Genomic DNA, 22024 nt, shown 5'->3' on the forward strand with positions numbered 1-22024 from the left:
TCCGAGATTGCCAGTTCCGGATCATGGGCGTCGCCCCGACGCGGTGCCCATGGCTATGGCCATGTTGGTGGAATCGAGTGATCGATTGGCTCGATCGCCTGCGATCAGACGCCGTGATGCCATCGCCTGATCGCGCGTCAGCGGCAGGAAGACGCCCTGCCGCGTGACGATCCGCTGCCCCTCCGGGCCTATGATGAATGAAGCGAATGCCGCCAGCATGGGGTCGATACAACCATCGGCCCCGCGGGCGAGCAGCAGGTCCACCGTACGCGCAAAGGGATAGCGCCGGCTCGCAATCGCCTCTCGCGTCGGCGCCACGGGCTTGCTCCCGGGTCGTGGAATGATCGCCAAGGCGCGCGTTCCCGGCAGGACGTGTCCGAACCCGGTGAAGCCGATCGCCAACGGATCCCGCGCCACCCGCTCGACATTGTCGGCCTCATCGCCGCTTCCGGACACGATCCGCCAATGCCCTCGATTGCCGGGCAAGCTCAGCACCTGACGACGCATGAAGAGCGCTCGCGCCGATTCTTCTCCAGCCCAGGCATCCCCGCCGACGATATGGATCGGCTTGCCGCGCCAATCACGGGCCCCTGCAGCACCCCAATCGATGATGTCGGCGCCCCCGCGAAGGCGAGTCGAGGAGAAGATTCCGTCGAGGCGTCGCAGGTCGATCGCGCGCAGGGGATTGGTTTCGTGGACGATGACCACGACGGGATCCACGAAGCCGAACCGGTTCCAGCTGCCGCCCGCGACCGGAACGACGACCGGGAGCGCGCCGCGATGGGTGCGGCGGAATCTCATGAGGTCCGCCTCCGCGATTTCGCGCGTCAGGAAGGCGAAATCGAGCCTGCCATCGAGAAAGGCGGCCAGCTGCGGATCGAGCGCGCCTTGTGGTGGACCATGTGGCGCGGGGAAGTCGATCGCGACATCCGGCCGGAGCCTCGAGAATCCGTCGCGCCAAGCCATTGCGAGGGAAGGGAGGATTGGCGGAATGCTGCCCTTCCTGACCGATGGCTGAGCCGTTTCGCTTGTGCATATGCCGTATGCTGGATGCCCCTGCGCGCGCACCGGAGCTAGGCCCGAGGCCAGAACGAGCGGGAGCAAAATCGCAAGCTTCACTGGATTGTCCGTTCTCGTCCCGGCGCCGCGCCGGACGTGGTCGAACCGTAATAGAAGGAGAGGGATCATGGTCAAATTCACTTCGCGCACCCCATTGGCGATTGCCGCCGTCCTCGCCGCCGCCGCGCCGGCGACTGGCTTTGCTCAGACCGCAGGCGGCGAGATTCCACGCGCCGCTTCGACGCCGGGAACGCCGAAGAACTGGATTGCCCCGAGCCACAAGATTCGCGTCCAGGCGGTGGTCGATACGCTGATCGCCACCCATCCTGAAATCATGAGCATCACCATCCATGCGCTGCCCAAGGGCCAGCCTGCGGATGCATATACGATGATCGCGGGATCGTTCCCGGACCGGGTCGGCAACACTTCGTCGCCCGGCGACATCATCACCGCCAAGAAGGGCGTCACCCAGGTCGAATCGAAATGGGGCACACCCGATTATGGCAAGAAGGTCTCGGTGGTGCTGCCGCTGAAGGACGTGTCGGGCAAGTATCTACCCGTCGCGATCGTCATTGCGTTCCACCAGTCGACCAGTTCCGGCAAGATCGATACCGATTTCATGCAGCCCGGCATCGTGATCCGTGACGGCATCGCGAAGGAGTTTCCGACGGAGGCCTCGCTGTACGATCGCGCCAACTGACGCGGCCCGACGTTTGAGGATTGTGGAGCGTGCCGGGTCAAGTGCCTGGCACGCTTTGCTTTTCGGGGAGCTATCCGTCGTGTGGCGGATACCGATCGGCGGGTCGGCGCATTGTTTGGCGAACCCGTGGGAATAGGATTTGGGCGTCGGCCAGCATTGGGCGACGGAGAGATTCAGGAGAGGAAGATGAAGGGTTTCAACGAATTCCTGCGCACGAAACGCGGGACGGTGGCGGCGGGAGGGATATTGTTGGCGGCGGTCGGTATCCTGAGCATTCCGGCCAATGCGCTCAAATATGCGAAGCCCGAGCACAAGGTGCAGCCCGACAAGCGGATTCCGTTCTGGAATCCCGGCCCGGTCGAGGTCGAGCCCGAGGAGGAGCTGAACGTCGTGGGTGCCGACGTGATGGACGAAATGACGCTCGGCTGGGTCAAGATGATGCGCAGGGCCTATCCGCGGTTGAGCGTCACCATGGAGGCGCGCGCCTCGGGCACGGGCGGGCCGGCGCTCACCAGCGGGACTGCCGAGCTGGCGCCCGTCGGCCGCGAGCTGCTGCCGGCCGAGGAGGCCGGGTTCGTTGCCAAATTCGGCTACAAGCCGACCGCGTTTCGTGTCGCGACCGGCAGCGTCGGATCGTTGGGCAAGACGGCCGCGTCGATCATCATGGTCGACAAGGACAATCCGATCAAATGCCTGAGCATGCAGCAGCTCGACAACATCTACTCGCGTACGCACAAGCGCGGCGGCACTGCGATCGCCAACTGGGGCCAGCTCGGACTCGCCGGCGCCTGGGCGAGCCGGCCGATTCATCTCTACGGTCTGAGATCGCCCAACGGCATCGAATGGTATTTCAAGCTCGAGGTGCTCCAGGGCGGCGACTATCGCGATGGCATCCGGTTCGTGAAGGGCAAGGGGTTCACCCATGCCTTCAACGTGGCCGCCGACGACATGAGGACCAATCCCGGCGGCCTGACCTATGCGCTGATGGCGAACCTCCAGCCGAACACGCGCGTCGTGCCGCTGTCGCGCGAAACCGGCGGCAAGTGCGTGCTGCCGACCACGCAGAGCGTCTATGACCACAGCTATCCGCTCAGCCGTTACGTCTATATCTACGTGAACCATAAGCCGGGCACGAAACTGCCGCCCAAGGTCAAGGAGTTCCTTCGCGCGGTGCTGAGCCGCGAAGGGCAGCAGCAGGTCTCCAACGATGCGGTCTACCTGCCGCTCCAGCCGGATGTCATACGCGAGGAACTCGCGAAGCTCGACACGATGTAGCTGTCCCGCCCGGGAGCTTGGCCGTGGCTCCGTCCCGGGGGCTGCGGCCTCGCCTTGCGCATCAATCTGGACGTAATGCTCGCGTGACGAAGGAAGCGCCTCGCCGATCCGCCGAAACCGACGAACGCGAGCGTGATCCGGCGTGAGGCGAGCGTAAAATAGGCGCGGCGCTTCAATGAAATCCGGCGGGCATGGCGACCGGGCCTATGTCCGAGATCGTCGGGCCTGGCGGAACAGCCGGGCCAGCACGATCGCGTTGTTGACGGCAATGGTGAGAAAGGCGCCGATCAGCCCGAACATCAATCCGGCTCCCAGATCGGTGGGGAGCCATAAGGACAGACCTGCAAGCGCCAGGGCACCGACGGGATAGAGCAGATCGAATGCCCGGGCGTGCCGCTTCAACAGGAAGCGCCACAGGCGATTCTCTTCCTCGACCGAGTTCCCGAACCGCGAAGTCGCATAGCGAGTGGACGCGAAGTCGAATGCCGCGAGGAGCAGGAAGAGGATTTGCGGCACACAGGTCATGGGGGGCGATCCTTCACGTGCAGAGGGACCTGCTGTCCATCCATCGCATTTCTCGCGTAACCTGCACCGGGGCCAATGGCTTGTCGTCCGGGTGCGGTCGCGCGGAAGGGGCGGGCCGGCGGAAGGCATGCCGGCCCGGAGCGGATCAGAAACGAAACCGCATGCCGCCCGACAGCTGGAGATCGTTGCGCCCATCGCGTCCGACAGTTCCTCCGGCACCGAGCTGAAACCCCATGTTTCCGGCGTCCACATCGATTCCGCCGCGAAGCATCGTCCAGTTGCGATCGATCGGCGCGGCAGCGAAGCGCATGGCGGGGCCGGCAGCGTCGAGCCGGGCGGTCCAGTCGGGGCTGCTTTCCGCTATGGTGCGGACGCGAAAAGCCTCGACGCTCGGCCGGATCATAGCCGTACCGATCGCGAATTCGCCGGCGATCGATATGCCGGCACGCGCATCCAGCCGATACGATCGCCGATCGTCGATCGAGAGGGAAAGGAGCGATCCGCTCTCCTGGAGCCGGTCCACCGCATTGCGGGTGAAACGCAGGCCGGCGATCGGAGCGACCCGCAGCTTGGTACCCAGGGCATAACCAAGGCTGCCGTCGATCACTGTGCCGAATCCGGAGCGCCGGCCTCGCGTCGTGCCCAGGTCGAGCCCGTCGATCGCAAGGTCTCGGGTCGTGCTGATTCGCTGCCGCGCGAAGGTGGCGCGAAGGTCGCCGAACAGGCCGTCGGCACCGTCATAGGCAAGCGCAAGGCCGATCTGGGGCGACGTCAGCCGTGTCGAAGCCGCGCCGCCATTGGCTTTTGCGCGTGCCTTCGCATAGCCGAATGCGATGGCTGCCCGCAGATTCTGGCCAAGCGGGCCGGCAAACCCCCAGGTCGTGGCCCAACCCGATATGTCGCCGGCCGACCCCGTCGTGCCGGCGACGGCGCGGCCACCCAGCGAACCGCCGGCGAGGAAGGCGCGCCAGCCGGCCTCGCCTCCGGCGGATCGGCCGCGCAAGGCATTGCCGCCGATCGACAGATGCATGTCGAGATGGCCCAGCATCGCTTCCATGGGTGCGGCGGACAGGCGATCGATCATCCGGCTGTCGTCGGGGGCGATCCGCTCGGCCAGTGCGGAAGATTGCGCACGGGTCAACTCTCCGAAGGTCTGGACGATCGGAGAAGCCTCGCCGTTCGCCGCGGCGCATAGCGCGTCCACCGCGCCGAAGACCGCGGCCTGGTCGCTCGAGCCCGCAACCATGACGCCGAGACGAGCCCGCTCGGCCAGCTTCATCATGAAGGCCATGTCCTGTCCTGCGCCCAGGGCTTCGAAGGGGTTGAGTGCGCTGTTCGTCGCGAGCACTGCGCCGACCCCGGCGTCGGGAACCAGGAAGGTGACGGCCGAACCGGCCGGCATGTTGCCGGTGAAGACATATGCGGTCCGAGCGCCCGCGCGAATCTTCTCGATCCCGCCAAAGCCGTACTCGCCGACCGGCTCGAAGAGGTCGCGCAGCGCGGCGTTGGAGGCAAGCGATTGCTCGAGGCCCATCGACGCGCGGAGCAACTGTTGTTCGACCCGTGCGAATGCCGGCATGCTGGCCACCATGCCGCCGCCCGAATTCACTGCCGCCGGCACGCGGATCATGGCTGCGTCCGGTACTTGGGCGGGATCGTCGATCGTGAGGATCGAGCCATCCTCCATCGGAAAATGAAGTGACGGATTGTTCGGCCCCAGGTCGAGGGCGAGACCGAACGTTGCCGAAGCGCCGACGCGACCGAAGACCGATTCCACCCCCGCCTGCTCATAGGGGCGCCCCGCCAGCCGCTCATAGATCGTGCCGAGCACGACGAAGCTGGCGTTGGAATAGAGCTGTCCCTTGCCCGGCGCATAGGCAGGTTCGTTCTGGAGGAAGAATTGCGTGATCTGGCGGCGCTGCTCGACGGCGTTGCCGTGCATCCCGTTCAGCGCATCGATCATCGCCGCGGTGGGGCCGGGGTCGGTGCCGTTGAACGAGCCGAGCCCGGCGGTCATCGTCAGGAGTTGCCGCACGGTGACATCGCGGAAGGCCGGCTGCATCGCGGACGCCATATCGGGCAGCAACGTGCCGATCTGCGCATCATAGGACAGGCGCCCCTGGTCGACCAGCTGCGCCAACGATATTGCAAGCATGTGTTTGGTGTTCGACGCGAGGTTGAAGCGATCGTCCGCCTCCAGCGGCACCTGGGTATTGAGGCTGCGCACGCCCGCGGCGGCGCTCGCGACGATGCCGTCCTTGTCGAATACCGTCGCGGCGATGCCGGGCGTGCCGTTCGTCGCGCTGGCGCTCTTCTGGAACGCGCTCACCATGCGCTCGAGGCCGCGCGTCGAGACGCATCGTCCCGTCGGATATTGTGTCCGCGCCTGTGCCTGTGCCTGTGCGAGCATGGGCATTGCCACGGCAATCGCCATGCAACTCGGTCCGAGCAGTCTGGCCCATGGTCTCGTCTTCATTCGTCATTCCCCGGAAATGGATTGGCGAATGCGGAGTCGAGCGGATGCGTCGAGTTTCAGTGCAGGTGGCGTGGACAATCGGCGATGTTCCGCCGGCGCTGGCGCCCGAGACGATCAATGCGTGTAGCGTGCCGCGCCACGCAGGCGCGCGCGGCGCGTAGCTTGCTTCCGCGATGCGGCGGACATCGCTGCGCTCGTTCGCCCCACCCAGCGAGGTCCGCCACTTCGCCGCGACTCCTTCGCGATCGCGAACCCGTGCCAATGTCCGGGCGTTCTCGGCATCCGGAGAAGCGGCAAGATCGAGCGCCAGCCGGTCGATGCCGTTCTCAATCGTCGCGCGCGGCCCATTGGCGATTCCCTCGAACGCTTCGAAGCGCCGCGCGAGCAGCGCGATATCGCCTTCATGCACTGCCGGATCCGCAGATGCGCCGGGGAAGAGAGTGGCAAGATGCCATATCGCCGCGACCTTGCCGGGCCGCCGGGATCGATGCGGATCGCACGGCCTCGCATCTGGTTCGGCAGCATGTAGGAGCCGGCATTGCCACCGACAAATGCGGAGGGACTGGTGCCCCGCGCGTCACGCGAGGGGCTGCGCCAGGCTGGACCAATCCAGTCCGAACCGTGCCAGATATTTGCGCAGGCGATCGGCATCGTTCGCCGATGTCCGCCGGGCGCGCGAGACCGCGAAGAGCACGCGGCCCGCTTCCGACAGCGAGCGGCTTTTCCGGCAGATCCGAACCGTCTCGGCAAGCTGCACGCGGTCGAAGGGATCGATTTCCGCCAGCACGTCCGGTGCCAGAATTTCCGTCAGCAGGTCGGCGCCGCCGTCACGTTGCGCGGACCACAGGTGCTTCAGACGCTCGATCTCGGCCGCGACGCACTCCATGTCGATGCGGCCCTTGGGGCTGAGAGTCGCCATGCGGGTAACGCTGGCCGCGAGATCGCGGAAATTGCCTGGCCAGGTGGCGTCCGGGCCGGTCGCGAAGGCGAGATAGCGCTGGCGCGCCTCCTTGTTGAAGCTGGCGCGATCGCCCTCGCGCTCGGCGAAGCGGTCCAGCTCGTAATCGAGATTGGGCTCGATGTCTTCGCGCCGCTCGGCGAGGCCGGGCAGCTGGAAGGTCCACAGGTTGAGCCGCGCATAGAGGTCGTCGCGGAACTGGCCGGCGGCCACTGCCTCGCCCAGGTCGCGGTTGGTGCCGGCGATCAGCTGAAACTCCGATGCCGCCTCCTTGTCCGAACCCACCGGCAGGAAGCGCTTGTCCTCGATCGCGCGCAGGATCATCGCCTGCTCGTCGAGCCCCAGCTCGCCGATCTCGTCGAGGAACAGCATTCCCGTGTCGGCTGCGCGCAGCAGCCCCGGCCGGTCGGCGACCGCACCGGTGAATGCGCCCTTGCGATGGCCGAACAGCGCGGACATCGCGCTATCGCCCTTCAGGGTCGCGCAATTCACTTCGACGAATGCGCCGGCGATCTGGTGCTTGAGGCGCTTCAGCTCATAGATGCGGCGCGCAAGCTGGCTCTTGCCCGCTCCGGTGGGGCCCATCAGCAGGATCGGCGCCTTCGAGCGCAGCGCCACCCGCTCGATCTCGTCAATCATGCGGTTGAACGTCACGCTCTGCGTCTCGATGCCGGATTTCAGGAACGAGGTACTTTCCTGCGCGGCAACGGCAAAGCGCGTGGCGATGCTGTCGTAGCGGGAAAGGTCGAGGTCGATCGCCGTCCAGCGCCCCGGCGCGCCGCCGTCCTCGCCGCGCTTGGCCGGCTGGGTCTGGAGCAGCCGCCCGGGCAGGTAGCGCGCCTCGGTAAGCAGGAAGAGGCAGATCTGCGCGACGTGCGTGCCCGTGGTGATGTGGACCAGATAGTCCTCGGCATCGGGATCGAAAGGCTCGGCCCGGGCAAAGTCGAGCAGCTTGCCATATACTTCCTCGAAGTCCCACGGATCGCGGAGATCCAGGCGGCGCAGATCGACTCGCGTCTCGGGCGACACCGACCGGATATCCTCGGCGACATATTCGGCGAGGCGGCTGTGCAGGCCGCCATGAAGCAGGATGAAGCGATCGACGCGCAGGTCTTCGTGCATGGTGAGCGCGACCGAGGGACGCCATTTGCTCCAGCGCGACGGGCCGAACTTGCTCGCATCCAGTGTCGAACCGAGGAATCCAATGACGTTGAGCGGCTTCATGCTTATACAATAGGATAAATATCGATCCGTGGCGATAGGAGAATCCCATTTCACCAGGGAGCACAGAAATCGGGCCTAGGCGGATTTCTGAATTAAAAGCTATCAATATCAGATTGTTATAAGAATCACCTTGGGTGATCCGCGAAATTGGCACGTGTCCTGCGTAGCATATGGGCGTCGGACAGGGCGGTCGAACATCCTGAGCCGGCGGCGGAATGCGGGGCGGCCGGAATGGGCTGGCCGCCCCCGGGAAATTTCACAGGGCGTAGCTCAGGCTGCGCAGAGCGCCCGCCTTGGGAGCGGGAGGTCGCGGGTTCAAATCCTGCCGCCCTGACCAGAGTTGAGGAGTTGGACGATGGCCAACAAGGGACTTTTCGCTTCGGCGATCGCAAAGCTGATGCCGGCCGCGGACACGCGGAACCGCGAGGGCGCGCCGGCCTATGCCTATGGGCCCGAGCACAAGCTCGCCCAGCTGGCGGCAACCGGCACGCTGGCCGATAACTTCTACGGCGCCGGCGAGACGCAGCTGGCCGATGTGCTGGAAGCGGCCCGCGCCTGCGATCCGTATTTCGTGGCGCAGGCGGCGGTCTATGCCCGCCGGTCGGGCGCGATGAAGGACATGCCGGCCTTGCTGGCGGCCTGGCTGACGGTTGCCGATCCCGACCTCGCGGTCGCAGTGTTCGACCGGGTGATCGACAATGGCCGCATGCTGCGCAACTTCGTGCAGATCATGCGCTCGGGCCAGGTGGGACGTTCCTCGCTCGGCTCGCGGCCGAAGCGGCTGGTTCAAGGCTGGCTGGAGCAGGCATCGATGCCGCAGCTGATGGCGGCGACGGGCAAGGATCCGAGCCTGGCGGATATCGTCCGCATGGTTCACCCCAAGCCCGCCGATGCGGCGCGGCGCGCCTTTTATGGCTGGCTGATCGGGCGTCCCTATGACGTTGCCGCGCTGCCTGCCGAGATCGTTGCGTTCGAGGCATGGAAAGCCGATCGGTCGCTGCCGTTGCCGGCGGTCCCGTTCGAGTGGCTCACTGCCTTTCCGCTCACGGCGGAGGATTGGGCGGTGCTTGCGACGCGGATCGGGTGGCAGGCGCTGCGGATGAACCTCAACACGCTGGCGCGCAACGGCGCGTTCGACGTGAAGGGAGTCACCGAAGCGGTTGCCGGACGGCTCGCCGATGCGGATGCGATCGCGAAGGTCCGGCCGATGCCCTATCAGCTGATGGTGGCGCTGGGCCAGGCCCGCGAGGGTGTGCCGTGCAAGGTCCGGGCGGCGCTGGAGGAGGCGCTCGAGCAGTCGCTCGCGCGCGTGCCGAAGGTGCCGGGCAATGTGGTCGTCTGCCCCGACGTGTCGGGGTCGATGTCCTCGCCGGCCACGGGCTATCGCAAGGGCGCCTTGTCGACGGTGCGCTGCATCGATGTCGCGGCGCTGGTCGCGGCGGCGATGCTGCGGACCAACCGCGACACCCGCGTCATCCCGTTCGAGCAGGGCGTGGTGAAGCTGAAGCTCGATCCCAGGGCCCGCGTCGCCGTCAATGCGGCGAAGCTGGCGGCGATCGGCGGCGGCGGCACCAATGTCTCGGCGCCGCTGGCGGCACTGAACCTGCTGCGCGAGCGGGTCGACCTGGTCGTCATCGTCTCGGACAATGAATCCTGGGTGGACGCCACCCGGCGAGGCGCGACCGCGACGATGCGCGAGTGGGACGAGCTGAAGCGCCGCAACCCGGCCGCCCGGCTCGTGTGCATCGACATCCAGCCCCATGGCACCAGCCAGGCGCCGCAGGGCCGGGCGGACATACTCAATGTCGGGGGCTTCTCCGACGCGGTGTTCGATACGATCGCGCGCTTCGTTTCCGGCGAGGCGCGGGATTGGGTGAGCATCGTCAAGCAGACGGAGGTCTAACGAACAGGGTCGTGGCGAATGCTGGTGGGACTACATGTCGACCATAGAAAGGCCCGACGAGTAAAGCGCTCCGGCCCCGCAAGGCCGCCGGAGAGATGCGGGTTCGAGTCCCGCCGCCGACACGTAGCTTAAGGGCCGCGTCTCGCCGATCTCGTCGCCACGACCCGACACGAACGGCACGGCGAATGCCGGGAAGGACTACATTGGTAATGCGGGTGTCGCGGGTTCGAATCCCGCCTGCGCCGAAAGGGGCAGTAGCTCAGCCTGGTTAGAGCACCGGCCCTTCGGGGTGTCCTTCCCATCCTCGTCGCCGTGACCCGTTTCAAGCTGGCGAATGCCGGCGGGACTACATGCGGACCTTGGGACGCCGGTTCGAAGCCGGCCGGGCCATCCGGCCCGTAGCTCAGATGGATAGAGCACAAGGCAGGTCTCGCCACCCACTCGTCGCCGGCACCGGATTCGAAGCTGGCGAATGCCGGCGGGACTACAAGTCAGAGCGCCCGCAGCGATGCGGGAGGTCGGCGGTCCAACTCCGCCTCCGGGCAACCGGATAGCTCAGGGAAATGTCTCGCCAGACCTTGTCGCCGGCACCATGCGTTTGATGGAGGTCGAGATGACCGAGGCTTTGTATGATTTCCAGCACGTCGAGGGCGGCGTGCCGATCAAGATGTGGACCCGGGGCGTTCCCGTCGAGGACGGTGCGCGCGCCCAGCTGGCGCGTGCGGCGCAGATGCCGTTCGTGTTCAAGCATGTCGCCGCGATGCCCGACGTCCATGTCGGCATCGGCGCAACCGTCGGCTCGGTGATCCCGACCAAGGGCGCAGTGATCCCGGCGGCGGTGGGTGTCGACATCGGCTGCGGCATGATGGCGGCGCGCACCTCGCTGGTGGCGAGCGACCTCCCCGACAATCTCGAGGGGATCCGCTCGGCGATCGAGCAGGCGGTGCCGCATGGCCGTTCGGTCGGCCGCGGCAAGCGCGACCAGGGTTCGTGGGGCGATCCGCCCGCGGCGATCGTCGAGGCCTGGGCGACGCTTGCAGCGCGCTTCGACCGGATTACCGAGAAATATCCGCGGCTCAAGAACAGCAATCACCTGGTGCACCTGGGGACGCTGGGAACGGGCAATCACTTCATCGAACTGTGCCTCGACCAGGACCAGCGCGTGTGGGTGATGCTCCATTCGGGATCGCGTGGCGTGGGGAATGCGATCGGCAGCTATTTCATCGAGCTGGCAAAGCGGGACATGCGCAAATGGCACATCAACCTGCCCGACGAGAACCTCGCCTATTTCCCGGAAGGGACCGATCACTTCGACGATTATGTCGAGGCAGTCGGCTGGGCGCAGGACTTCGCGGCGCTGAACCGGCGGATGATGATGGCCAATGTCATCCGCGCGCTGCGCGGGCAGATCGCCAAGCCGTTCGACGCGGAGATGGAGGCAGTCAACTGCCACCACAACTATGTCCAGCGCGAGAATCACTTCGGTGAGAATGTGCTGGTCACCCGCAAGGGCGCGGTGCGTGCGGCCAAGGGCGTGCTGGGGATCATCCCCGGATCGATGGGCGCCAAGTCGTTCATCGTGCGCGGCCTGGGCAACGCGGAGTCGTTCGACAGCTGCAGCCATGGCGCGGGACGCATCATGTCCCGCACCGCGGCCAAGAAGCTGGTGACGCTCGACGAGCACATCCGCGACACTGCGGGCGTCGCGTGCCGCAAGGACGAAGGCGTGATCGACGAGACGCCGAAGGCGTACAAGCCGATCGAGGCCGTGATGGCGGCGCAAGCCGACCTGGTCGAGATCGTCCATACGCTGAAGCAGGTGGTGTGCGTGAAGGGCTAAAAGCTCTCGTCAGCCCGGCACGCGCACCACCAAATCCGAAAGGGCAGGAGATGACTGCGGATGTATCCGCCTGGAAACAGGCGGGGCGGCTTCATGTCTGGCGCTATGCGGAAGCGCGCCGGGGCTGGCACGGCTGGCAATGGTCGGCCGATCCCGCCGGCGCCCGGTCGCTACGCAACCTGTTCGATCGGATGCTGGGTGGCGAGCCGTGCCATCGCACGCTCCGGCTCGCCGCACTGACCGACGCCGTCCTTTGCGTGCCCGGTGTCCGCTATGCGGTTGCCGAGCACTGCGCGAAATTGCGCGTCGACTATCGCCCGGGCCGCACCGAGTTGCAGCTCGAGCCGGACGGCGATTTGCTGGCATTGACGGTCGGTGACCGGCGTTTGCGCAGGCTGACGGCCGCGCTGGCGCAGGTCGAGGTCGGCGAAGGAGATTTCGGGATCGCGGCTTCCGATTTGCGGAGGGCGGATCCCTGGATGTTCTGGTGGATGCCGGGCATCGACTATCGTTCTGGGAAATGACTGTGACGACCAACGCTTCCATCCCCGCGCCGATACGGCAGGAGATCGAGACCCGCCTCGACCGAATCGAGGCGGAGCACGGCGTCCGCCTGTTGCTTGCGATCGAGTCCGGCTCGCGGGCCTGGGGCTTTCCCTCGCCCGACAGCGATTACGACGTGCGCTTCCTCTATGTCCGCCCGCGCGACTGGTATCTGTCGCTCGCGCCCGGCCGCGACGTGATCGAGACGGCGATCGAGGACGAGATCGACCTGAACGGCTGGGACGTGCGCAAGGCGCTCGGCCTGTTGCTCAAGTCGAACGCGGTGGTGAGCGAGTGGATGCTGTCGCCGATCCGCTACCGGCCCGCCGATCCCTTCCTCGCCCGGCTCGCCGCGCTGGCGGACGACCTGCTGAATCCGCGGGCGATCGCCTATCACTATGCGCGATCGGGCAAGCTGGCGGCGGAACGGTGGCTCGACGGCGAGGGGGAGGTGCCGGTGAAGAAGTATTTCTATGCCCTGCGCCCCGCGCTGGCGATTCGCGCGATCCGGCTGAACCCGCACGTGCGCCCGCCGATGAACCTGCGGGCGCTGGTTGCGGCCAGCGACCTGCCGCCAGCCCTGGCCGGCCAGATCGAAACGCTGGTCGAGGCCAAGGCACGTACCAACGAACGTGCCAGCGGCACGCGGCTGCCCCAGATCGACGCGCTGATCCGCGGCGAGCTGGCCCGGGCAGGCGAGCTGCCGGCGCGCAAGCTGCGCGATCGCTTCGCCGATCGGGCGAACGAACTCTTTCTGGAATTGGTGAACCCATGATCATCATCGATGGATCGGAGGGCGAAGGCGGCGGGCAGGTGGTGCGCAATTGCTGCGCGCTGTCGCTCGTCACCGGGCAGCCCTTCCGCATCGCCAATGCACGCGGCAAGCGCGAGAAACCGGGGCTGATGCGCCAGCACGTCACGGCGATCGAGGCGGCGTGCGCGATCGGCGGCGGCGCCTGCGAGGGCGTGGCGGTCGGCGCGTCGGACTTCACCTTCACGCCCGGCCGTGTCACGCCCGGCGAATATCATTTCGCGGTGGGCACCGCGGGGAGCACCGGGCTGGTCTTCCAGACCCTGCTGATGCCGCTGCTGCTGGCCGGCGGGCCCTCGCGGCTGGTCCTCGAAGGCGGCACGCACAACATGCTGGCGCCGCCGTTCGATTTCATAGCGAAGGTCTTCGCGCCGGTGGTGCGGCGCATGGGCGCGCAGATCGAGCTGCGGCTGATCCGCCACGGCTTCTATCCGCGTGGCGGAGGGCGGATCGAGGCGGATATCGTGCCGGGCACGCTGACGCCGGTCGACTGCCTCGATCGCGGCGCGCTCCGGTCCGTTTCGGCCACGGCATTGCGCGCGGCGCTGTCGCACGACATCGCCGCGCGCGAGATCGCGACTGCGCGCAAGCTGCTGCCGGACTGGCCGGAAGCGGCTTTCGCCGTCCGAGAACTGCCGGACGAGCAGGGGCCCGGCAACGCGTTGCTGCTGGAGGCAGTGTTCGAGCATGCCACCGAGATCGTCACGGGCTTCGGCAAACTGGGCTTGTCGGCGGAATCGCTCGCCAAGACGGCAGCGCATCGCATGGCCGGGTTTCTGGCCTCGGATGCGTTCGCGGGGCCGTATCTGGCGGACCAGCTTCTGCTGCCTTTCGCGCTGGCGGGCGGTGGCAGCTTCACAACGGTGAAGCCGAGCCAGCACGCGCGCACCGCGCGCGACATCATCGAGCGCTTCACGGGCCAGCGCTGGGTGTTCGAGCCGCAATCGAACGGCAGTCACCTGGTCCGGCAGCGCCGCCTGGCCTGAACCCCCGCCCGCAATGTCCGCTTCGTGCGGATGCCGCTTCAAGGCCGTCTTTCCGCCGCTGGCCCAATTTCAGGCCTTGAGCCAGCTGCGCCGGAGATCGGGCAGGATCTGCTGGCTGCGTCGCCAAGGTCCGGAGCGCGAGGTGAGGCCGCCGCCGGTCGACGATCCGCGTCCGTCCCCGGCGCCATCGCGGGTTCGTCGTTGACAGCGGCGCGCCCGCGCTGCTTTCTCCTCCGCGATGAAGCGCATTCTCCTCGCAGTCGTCGCCCTGGCCGCCATCGCGGCCGGCGTGTGGTTCTTCCTCCTGCGCACGAGCGGGATCCCGGTCTATGCCGTGGCGGTCACCGCGACGCATCCGCACGATCCGACCGCCTTCACCGAAGGGCTCTTCTTCCACGATGGCGCGCTCTATGAAGGCACCGGCGAGGCGGGCAGTTCCTATGTCCGCAAGGTCGACCCGGCGAGCGGCAAGGTGCTCCAGCAGGCCGAGCTGCCGCCGCCCTATTTCGGCGAGGGCATCATCGCGTTCGGCGACAAGCTCTATCAGGTCACCTGGCAGGACAAGACCGGCTTCACCTATAATCTCAAGGATTTCACGCTCGGCGACACCTTCAGCTACACGGGGGAGGGCTGGGGCATGACGCAGAACGGCAAGAACATCATCCTGTCGGACGGGACACCGGTGCTGCGCTTCCTCGATCCCAAGACGATGCAGCCGGTATCGACGCTGAAGGTGACGGCCAATGGCTGTCCGGTCGAGAAGCTGAACGAGCTCGAATGGATCGACGGAGAGATCTGGGCGAACATCTGGCAGACCAATCTGATCGCGCGCATCGATCCGGCGAGCGGCCAGGTGAAGAGCTTCCTCGACGTCAGCGCACTCGGCCCACGCAACCGCGACGTCGACGACGTGCCCAACGGCATCGCCTATGACGGCGCGACCAAGCGTATCTTCGTCACCGGCAAGCGGTGGCCGCAGCTCTATGAGGTCAAGCAGGGGGCCGCGACGCATGGGAACGAAGAGGCGACGAAATTGACGAACTGTGCCCGATAAGCACGACAAGGCTTTGCGACGAACCAGGACTTGACGTCGACAAAACCGGACGCCCGGCCCGCCGCATCGTGATATGAGGCGCGGATGGGGCTGAGGGATATGACGGGTCTGCTGCACAAGCGCGAAGTACGCGCGGCCACGCTCTTGGCGCTGGCCTTGTGGTCGGTGGCGCTTGTACTCTGGACGATGCCGGGACTTGCCGCGGGCGATCCGATGTCGCCCGGCCTGATATTGCTACTTGCCAAGACCTTCTTCGTCGGACTTTTCTTCTCCGGTCTGATCGCGGTGATGTTGCTGCGGGTCGAGCGTTGCGAGATGCGCCCGTCGATCCTCGCCGTCGCCGCCTTCGCGCTGGCGCTCGCGCTCGCGCATGGCTGGCTCGACGCGATCTTCATCAACGACGCGCGGGCTGCCGTCGGGCTCAAGGTCATTCCGCTCTGGCGGCAATTCGTCTTCGGCCTGATGCCCTTCGTCCTGGTCTATGGCCTCTATGCCGCCGGACTGGGGCTCGTGTTCGGCAGCATGGTCGCGCAGGAGCGCGAGCGTCAGCTCGCCGCGGCGCAGAGCGCGGCGCAGCAGGCCCAGCTCGCCGCACTGCGCTTCCAGCTCAATCCGCATTTCCTGTTCAACACCCTGAACGCCGTCTCGTCGCTCATCGTCACCCGACGCAACGACGAGGCCGAAGGGATGATCGGCAAGCTTTCCGACTTCCTGCGCGCCAGCCTGGAGGCCGATCCGGAACGCGAAGTCACGCTCGACGAGGAGTTCGCCACGCTCCAGGCCTATCTCGACATCGAGGCGGTGCGTTTCCGCGACCGGCTCGACGCCGAGTTCGTCTGCCCCGTCGAGCTGCTGGATGCGCTCGTGCCCAGCTTCATCCTCCAGCCGCTGATCGAGAATGCCGTGAAATATGCCGTGGCGCCGTCGCGCCGCCCGGTCCGGATCGTGGTGCGCGCCACTGCATCGGACGAAGATACGCTGCGCCTGTGCGTCGAGGATGACGGGGGGCAGGCGTTTGGCGGCGCGCCCAGGAGCGGCACCGGGCTGGGGCTCGCCAATGTGCGACGCCGGCTCGAGGCCTTTTACGGCATCGAGGGAGGATTGGTCGCCACGGCGCGTGAGCGCGGCTTCGTCGCGTTGATGATGCTGCCGCTCCACCGGGCGCATAGAGCGGAGGCTGCGGAATGATGCGGGTGCTGTTGGTCGACGACGAGCCTTTGGCGCTGGACCGGCTGAAAGTGGGTTTCGACGCGATCGAGGACGTCGAAGTGGCGGGCACCGCGAGCGACGGCGTCGAGGCGGTGGAGAAGATCCGTGCGCTTGAGCCGGATCTGATCATCCTCGACATCCAGATGCCCGGCCGCAGCGGGATGGAGATCGCCCGCGCGCTGCGCCCCGAAGGGCGCCGGCCCGAGATCATCTTCGTCACGGCGTTCGACCGCTTCGCCACGGATGCCTTCGAAGTGGAGGCGGCGGACTATCTGCTGAAGCCCGTCGCGTTCGATCGCCTGCGGCTCGGCGTCGAGCGTGCCCGGCGCCGGCGGGCGCTGCGCGACGCCGAGGGCCGGGTGGCCGAACTCGGCGCGACGCTGGCGGCGCTGCGCGGCGATGGACGCGCCCTGTCGGCTCCGGTGGTGGAATCGCTCTATGACCAGGGCATCTGGGTGCCGGGGCGCCAGGGCGCCGTGCTCGTGCCGATCTCGATGATCGACTGGATCGAGGCCGCGCGCGACTATGTGCTGCTCAACACGCCGCTCAAGAGTCATATCCTGCGTGCCCGCATGAACGATATTGAGCAGCGGCTCGATCCTGCGGTGATGCTCCGCATCCACCGTTCGCACATCGTGCGGATCGGCGCGGTGGTGGGGGTCGAGCGGCCGGGCAAGGGCGCGCTGCGAGTCGTGCTGTCCGACGGCGCGGTGCTGCAGGTGGGCCCCAATTACCAGGCCACCGTCGAGGCCGTGCTCAAGCTCTAGGCTGAGAACCCAAACAAGTATCTGATTTTCCATCGTCATCCCGGCTTGAGGGCGGGGAGGGCGATCCTGGCTCCCGAGGGGATCCAGGCCGCTCCCGATCGTCGCCGGCGGCTTGCAATGCGGGTTCGCCTGCTCGGCTCGCGCAGCCGGGGCCATGGTCCGGCCGCGCCTTGACGCTGTTGGAGAGACAGGACCGCGCCCGCGCAAGGATATTGCGAGATGCGGCGCATTTCCGGGAAGAGCGCGAAGCCACGCAGCCCCGAAGATTTCCGGTCGCGCAACCTTCGTGCCTCTCGGCGTCTGGTCCCGGCGGCGATGCAGGAGCAGGCCCTCGGTCGCGGAAGCGGCGGTCCCCATCGCGAAGGATGTCGAGGCCGGCGCGCGCGGCGCTACCGACAGCGGATGAAGCGGGACGAAACTGTCGTGGAGCCGAACGTGCCGAAGCCAAAGATCCGGGGGATTGCCGTCATCGCATTGCTTGCCTTGGCCAATGCACCGGCAAGCGACGATCTCGACACGCTCGTGGCCGCCGAGCGGCGCTTCGCCGCCGATGCCGCGACGCTGGGAATCACTGCGGCCTTTCGCGCGCATGTCTCGCCCGACGGATTGCTGATCTCGCCCACGCCGCGCCCGGCGCCGCCCGCGCTCGCCACGCAGACCGATACGCCGGGGGCACGGCTGGAATGGCAGCCCGAGGCGGCCGGCGTCGCCCTGTCCGGGGACCTGGGCTTCACCACCGGCCCCTATGTCATGCGGCATGGCGACCGGGTGTCGCATGGCCAGTTCTTCACCATCTGGCAGCGCAAGGGCACCGGCGACTGGCGCTGGCTGATCGATTCGGGCACCCCGCCTTTCGCCACGGGCGATGTCGCGATGCCGCTGCGCGTGGCGCGCCTCGGCGGCCCCGGCGCGACTGCGCAGGTGGAGGATCTCGCTGCGGTCGAGCGGCGGCTGGATGCCGATGTCTCGGCGCTGGGCGGGTTCCTCGCCGCCGATGGGCGCGTGCTGCGCGCAGGCGCTCCGCCGGCGATCGGGGAAGCGGGCGCCGCGCTGGCTGCACGCGGGCCGAAGGGAGCCGGCAAGCGCCTGGGCGGCGGTCGGTCCTCGGCGGGCGATCTTGCTTACAGCTATGGCCGGGTCGAGGGCGGTGACGGCCTGCTCATCGGCCATTATGTTCGCGTCTGGCAGCGCGCGGCGGCGGGGTGGCGGCTGCTCGTCGATCAACTCGCGCCGGCACCGCGCCGATCCTGACGCGTCAGGCGGGCGAAGCGATCCAGCCGACCTTCGGATCGTCGAAATTCACCACGTCGCCGAGCTCCCAGACATTCTCATAGCCATAGCCGACCAGGTTGATGAAGGTCTGGATGTTGAGGGCGAGCGGCGCGGCCTTGAGCGGCACCGGCGCGCGGTGGTTCGAGAAATTGTTGTTGCAGTAGATGAGGATCGGGCGGTTCCGGTTCGGCCCGATCGCCGCGGCGAGCGATTCCGCGGTGAAATCGGTGAGCGGCAGGTTGACCGCGCCGGCAATATGGCCGCGCGCAAAGGCATCCTTCGAGCGCGCGTCGAGCAGCAGCGCGCCCTTCTCTCCCGCCATCGCCTGGAAGCGCGCGAAGGGGAGGAGGCGCCCGGCCCGCAGCGCGCGCACGTCACGCGTCAGGGTGGCGAAAGCGGCATAGTCGATCTGCGGATTGGCGGGCGGGTCCTGCGGCGCGGCCAGGGCGAGCGCGAGGGCGGTGAGCAGCAGCACGGGCATTCTCCACGCGGGTTGGATGCGCGACAATTCACCGGCGCGGCTGGACCTGTGCTGAACGAAACAAAGTTGCGCACGCGTCGCGCGGCGCTACACCACTCTCCCAAAGAGATAGGGGAGTATCGATGGTCAGCCTGTTCCGGTTGAAGCAGATCGTCGCGGAGGAAGACCGCGCGCCCGAGCATCGGCTCGCGCGCACGCTGTCCTGGCCGCATCTCGTCGCGCTCGGCGTGGGGGCGATCGTGGGGACCGGCATCCTCACCCTGATCGGCGTCGGCGCGGATCGTGCCGGGCCGGCGGTGATCCTCTCCTTCGTCGTCGCGGGGGCGATCTGCGCCTGCGCCGCGCTCGCTTATGCCGAGATGGCGACGATGATCCCCGCCTCGGGCAGCGCCTATACCTATAGCTATGCGTCGCTCGGCGAGATCGTCGCCTGGGTGGTCGGCTGGAGCCTGCTCGCCGAATATACGCTGGTGGTGGCCACCGTGGCGGTCGGCTGGTCGGGCTATACGCATGGTTTCCTTGAGGGGATCGGCGTGCATCTGCCCGCCGCCTTGTCGCATGGGCCGAGGATGGCGGGCTGGCAGGTGGTCGAATGGGGCGTGAACGTGCCGGCGCTGTTCATCGTCGCGGTCGTCGCCGGGCTGCTCTGCGTCGGCACGCGCGAGAGCGCCACGATCAATGCCATCCTCGTGGTGGTGAAGCTGATCGCGCTCGCCGTGTTCGTCGCCGTCGCCTTGCCCTATTTCAACGCCGCCAATCTGGAGCCGTTCAGCCCGTTCGGCTTCACCAAGCATATGGGCCCCGACGGCGTGGAACGCGGCGTGATGGCCGCCGCCGCGATCATCTTCTTCGCGTTCTACGGCTTCGATGCGATCTCCACCGCCGCCGAGGAAGCCAAGAACCCGGGGCGCGACCTTGCCATCGGCATCGTCGGCTCGATGGTGGTCTGCGTCGCGATCTACATGGTCGTCGCCGTCGCCGCGGTGGGCGCGCTCAGCTATACGCGCTTCACCAACAGTCCCGAGCCGCTGGCGCTGATCCTGCGCGAAGTCGGCCAGCCGGGCGTCGCGACGTTCCTGGCGGCCAGCGCGGTGATCGCGCTGCCCACGGTGATCCTCGGCTTCCTCTATGGCCAGAGCCGCATCTTCTTCGTGATGGCGCGCGATCGGATGTTGCCCGAGAGCCTGGCCAAGGTCTCGAAGCGCGGCACGCCGGTGCGCATCACGGTCTTCACCGCCTGTGTGGTGAGCTTCTTCGCTGCCTTCTTCCCGATCGACGAGATCGCCGCGCTCGCCAATGCCGGTACGCTGACTGCCTTTGCCGCAGTGGGGCTCTGCCTGCTGGTGATGCGCCGTCGCAGGCCGGATGCCGTGCGCCCGTTCCGCACGCCGGCGGCCTGGGTCGTCGGGCTCGGTGCGATCTTCGGCTGCCTCTATCTCTTCTTCAGCCTGCCGCATCAGACGCAGATCGCGTTCGGCATCTGGAACCTCTTGGGTTTGGTCGTCTACTTCGCCTATGCACGCCGCAACGCAGCAAAGGGGTAGGCGATGGGCGGCTGGACGATCGGGATCATCGGTGGATCGGGTCTCTACGATGTCGAAGGCATCGAAGGGGGCGAGTGGATTTCGAGCGAGAGCCCCTGGGGCAAGCCTTCCGACGATTGCTTCGTCGGCCATGTCGGGCATGTCCGCGTGGTGTTCCTGCCGCGCCATGGCCGCGGGCACCGCGTCTCTCCTTCCGACCTGAACGTCCGCGCCAATATCGACGTACTGAAGCGCCTGGGCGTGACCGACGTGCTCGCCATCTCGTCGGTCGGCTCGCTGGCCGAGGAGCGGGCGCCCGGCACCTTCACCATTGCCGACCAATTCATCGACCGGACCAAGGGGCGGCCCTCGAGCTTCTTCGGCGAAGGCATGGTCGCGCACGTCTCGATGGCCGATCCGGTCTGCCCGCGCCTTTCCGCGCTGGCAGCCGATGCGGCCAGGGCGGCAGGCGCGGTCACCCATGCCGGCGGCACCTATCTGGCGATGGAGGGACCGCAATTCTCGACTCGCGCCGAGAGCCATCTCTATCGCAGCTGGGGCTGCCATATCATCGGCATGACCGGCATGCCCGAGGCCAAGCTCTGCCGTGAGGCCGAGCTGCCCTATGCGCTGGTCGGCATGGTCACCGACTATGATTGCTGGCGCGAGGGCGAGGAGGCGGTCGACGTCGCCACCGTGATCGCCCAGCTCGGCACCAATGCCGACAAGGCGCGCAAGCTGGTGATGCACCTGCTCCGGAACTTGCCCGAGGAGCGGCCGGCTTCGCCGATCGATACCTGTCTGGACTATGCGCTGATCACCGCGGCGAATGCGCGCGATCCGCATTTGCTGCGCAAGCTTGACGCTGTCGCCGGACGCGCCCTCTCCAACTAAGGATCATCGCAATGTCGCTTCTCGCCGCTCTCGCCCTGCTCGCCGCGCAGGATGCCCCCGCGCCTGATCGTTCGCAGGACATGGCCTGGCAAAGCCAGCAGATGCTGGCGCTGGCCAAGCTCAACGGCGCGGACGGCTGGCACAGCACCGCGGAAGGCTTGCGCTGGCGCCGGATCAAGGGCGACGGCAAGGGCCGGCACCCGACGGTGGCCGACACGGTGACGCTCCATTATGCCGGCACCTTCATCGACGGAACCCAGTTCGACAGCTCCTATGACCGCGGCGAGCCGGCGACCTTCCCGCTCGGCATGCTGATCAAGGGCTGGCAGGTCGCCGTGCCGCTGATGGGCGTGGGCGACACGTTCGAAGTCGCGATCCCCGCCGACCTTGGCTATGGCTTCAAGGGCAAGGGGCCGATCCCTGGCGGCGCCACGCTGCTGTTCAAGATCGAGTTGCTCGGCATTCCCGCCGCCGGCTGAGCCGAAGGCATTTTCCCGGGCGGCTCGCCCGCCTGGGCGAGGCAC

The 22024-nt window shown here is 67.0% G+C and carries 19 protein-coding genes and 2 tRNA genes; 16 read left to right on the forward strand and 5 right to left on the reverse strand.

What is annotated here, in order from left to right; genetic code table 11:
- Positions 1-21: 21 nt before the first annotated feature.
- Complete coding sequence (locus FFS08_RS20690; protein WP_137864423.1) at positions 22-1188, reverse strand: PstS family phosphate ABC transporter substrate-binding protein; 1167 nt, start codon at positions 1186-1188, stop codon at positions 22-24.
- Between FFS08_RS20690 and FFS08_RS20695 the strand changes: the two genes are divergently transcribed.
- Positions 1187-1759 (forward strand): hypothetical protein, encoded by a 573-nt coding sequence (locus FFS08_RS20695; RefSeq protein WP_137864422.1) that lies wholly within the window; start codon positions 1187-1189, stop codon positions 1757-1759. The genes FFS08_RS20690 and FFS08_RS20695 overlap by 2 nt on opposite strands.
- 186 nt (positions 1760-1945) lie before the next feature.
- Entirely contained in the window at positions 1946-3034 is a 1089-nt protein-coding gene (locus tag FFS08_RS20700) for a PstS family phosphate ABC transporter substrate-binding protein (protein ID WP_137864421.1), read from the forward strand.
- A gap of 204 nt (positions 3035-3238) precedes the next feature.
- On the opposite strand, the gene FFS08_RS20705 is transcribed toward FFS08_RS20700, so the two are convergent.
- The 3 genes from FFS08_RS20705 to rtcR form a co-directional block, all read right to left on the reverse strand.
- Positions 3239-3559 carry a hypothetical protein gene (locus FFS08_RS20705; RefSeq protein WP_137864420.1) on the reverse strand — a complete coding sequence of 107 codons (321 nt, stop codon included), beginning with the start codon at positions 3557-3559 and terminating at the stop codon, positions 3239-3241.
- Between the two features lie 145 nt (positions 3560-3704).
- Entirely contained in the window at positions 3705-5975 is a 2271-nt protein-coding gene (locus tag FFS08_RS20710; protein WP_249341245.1) for a serine hydrolase, read from the reverse strand.
- Between the two features lie 637 nt (positions 5976-6612).
- Positions 6613-8217, reverse strand: a complete 1605-nt coding sequence (rtcR, locus tag FFS08_RS20715; protein ID WP_137864418.1) for an RNA repair transcriptional activator RtcR — start codon at positions 8215-8217, stop codon at positions 6613-6615.
- Between the two features lie 259 nt (positions 8218-8476).
- Here rtcR and FFS08_RS20720 point away from each other — a divergent pair.
- The 11 genes from FFS08_RS20720 (at position 8477) to FFS08_RS20770 (ending at position 18581) form a co-directional block, all read left to right on the forward strand.
- Positions 8477-8554, forward strand: a tRNA-Pro gene (locus FFS08_RS20720).
- Positions 8555-8572: 18 nt separating this feature from the next.
- On the forward strand, positions 8573-10120 hold the full coding sequence (locus tag FFS08_RS20725) for a vWA domain-containing protein (RefSeq protein ID WP_137864417.1): 1548 nt from the start codon (positions 8573-8575) through the stop codon (positions 10118-10120).
- A gap of 8 nt (positions 10121-10128) precedes the next feature.
- Positions 10129-10242, forward strand: a tRNA-Ala gene (locus tag FFS08_RS23670).
- Between the two features lie 491 nt (positions 10243-10733).
- The gene (locus tag FFS08_RS20735; protein ID WP_137864416.1) at positions 10734-11960 is read left to right on the forward strand and encodes an RtcB family protein; all 1227 of its coding nucleotides are present in this window, start codon (positions 10734-10736) and stop codon (positions 11958-11960) included.
- Between the two features lie 50 nt (positions 11961-12010).
- Positions 12011-12484 carry a hypothetical protein gene (locus tag FFS08_RS20740; RefSeq protein ID WP_137864415.1) on the forward strand — a complete coding sequence of 158 codons (474 nt, stop codon included), beginning with the start codon at positions 12011-12013 and terminating at the stop codon, positions 12482-12484.
- Between the two features lie 2 nt (positions 12485-12486).
- Positions 12487-13278: a nucleotidyltransferase domain-containing protein gene (locus FFS08_RS20745; RefSeq protein ID WP_171012744.1), complete on the forward strand. Its 792-nt coding sequence runs from the start codon at positions 12487-12489 to the stop codon at positions 13276-13278.
- The gene (rtcA, locus tag FFS08_RS20750) at positions 13275-14300 is read left to right on the forward strand and encodes an RNA 3'-terminal phosphate cyclase (RefSeq protein ID WP_137864413.1); all 1026 of its coding nucleotides are present in this window, start codon (positions 13275-13277) and stop codon (positions 14298-14300) included. Before FFS08_RS20745 ends, rtcA begins: the two co-directional genes overlap by 4 nt.
- A gap of 238 nt (positions 14301-14538) precedes the next feature.
- Positions 14539-15354 carry a glutaminyl-peptide cyclotransferase gene (locus tag FFS08_RS20755; RefSeq protein ID WP_137864412.1) on the forward strand — a complete coding sequence of 272 codons (816 nt, stop codon included), beginning with the start codon at positions 14539-14541 and terminating at the stop codon, positions 15352-15354.
- A 99-nt stretch (positions 15355-15453) separates the two neighbouring features.
- On the forward strand, positions 15454-16542 hold the full coding sequence (locus FFS08_RS20760) for a sensor histidine kinase (RefSeq protein WP_171012745.1): 1089 nt from the start codon (positions 15454-15456) through the stop codon (positions 16540-16542).
- A complete protein-coding gene (locus FFS08_RS20765; RefSeq protein WP_137864439.1) occupies positions 16542-17330 on the forward strand; it encodes a LytR/AlgR family response regulator transcription factor in 789 nt (262 codons plus the stop codon). The genes FFS08_RS20760 and FFS08_RS20765 overlap by 1 nt, the downstream gene beginning before the upstream one ends.
- A gap of 435 nt (positions 17331-17765) precedes the next feature.
- A complete protein-coding gene (locus FFS08_RS20770) occupies positions 17766-18581 on the forward strand; it encodes a hypothetical protein (RefSeq protein WP_137864410.1) in 816 nt (271 codons plus the stop codon).
- Positions 18582-18585: 4 nt separating this feature from the next.
- Here FFS08_RS20770 and FFS08_RS20775 read toward each other — a convergent pair whose 3' ends face one another.
- On the reverse strand, positions 18586-19077 hold the full coding sequence (locus tag FFS08_RS20775) for a rhodanese-like domain-containing protein (RefSeq protein WP_171012746.1): 492 nt from the start codon (positions 19075-19077) through the stop codon (positions 18586-18588).
- A 128-nt stretch (positions 19078-19205) separates the two neighbouring features.
- On the opposite strand from FFS08_RS20775, the gene FFS08_RS20780 reads away from it, so the two are divergent.
- Genes FFS08_RS20780 through FFS08_RS20790 form a run of 3 tightly spaced genes read left to right on the forward strand, consistent with a single transcriptional unit; the run spans position 19206 to position 21979 of the window.
- Complete coding sequence (locus tag FFS08_RS20780; RefSeq protein WP_137864408.1) at positions 19206-20627, forward strand: amino acid permease; 1422 nt, start codon at positions 19206-19208, stop codon at positions 20625-20627.
- Between the two features lie 3 nt (positions 20628-20630).
- The gene (gene mtnP / locus FFS08_RS20785) at positions 20631-21500 is read left to right on the forward strand and encodes an S-methyl-5'-thioadenosine phosphorylase (RefSeq protein WP_137864407.1); all 870 of its coding nucleotides are present in this window, start codon (positions 20631-20633) and stop codon (positions 21498-21500) included.
- 11 nt (positions 21501-21511) lie between these two features.
- Complete coding sequence (locus tag FFS08_RS20790) at positions 21512-21979, forward strand: FKBP-type peptidyl-prolyl cis-trans isomerase (protein ID WP_171012747.1); 468 nt, start codon at positions 21512-21514, stop codon at positions 21977-21979.
- Positions 21980-22024: the final 45 nt, after the last annotated feature.

The sequence above is a fragment of the Sphingomonas sp. 1F27F7B genome (assembly GCF_005503355.1).
In the GTDB taxonomy this organism is placed as follows: Bacteria; Pseudomonadota; Alphaproteobacteria; order Sphingomonadales; family Sphingomonadaceae; genus Sphingomonas.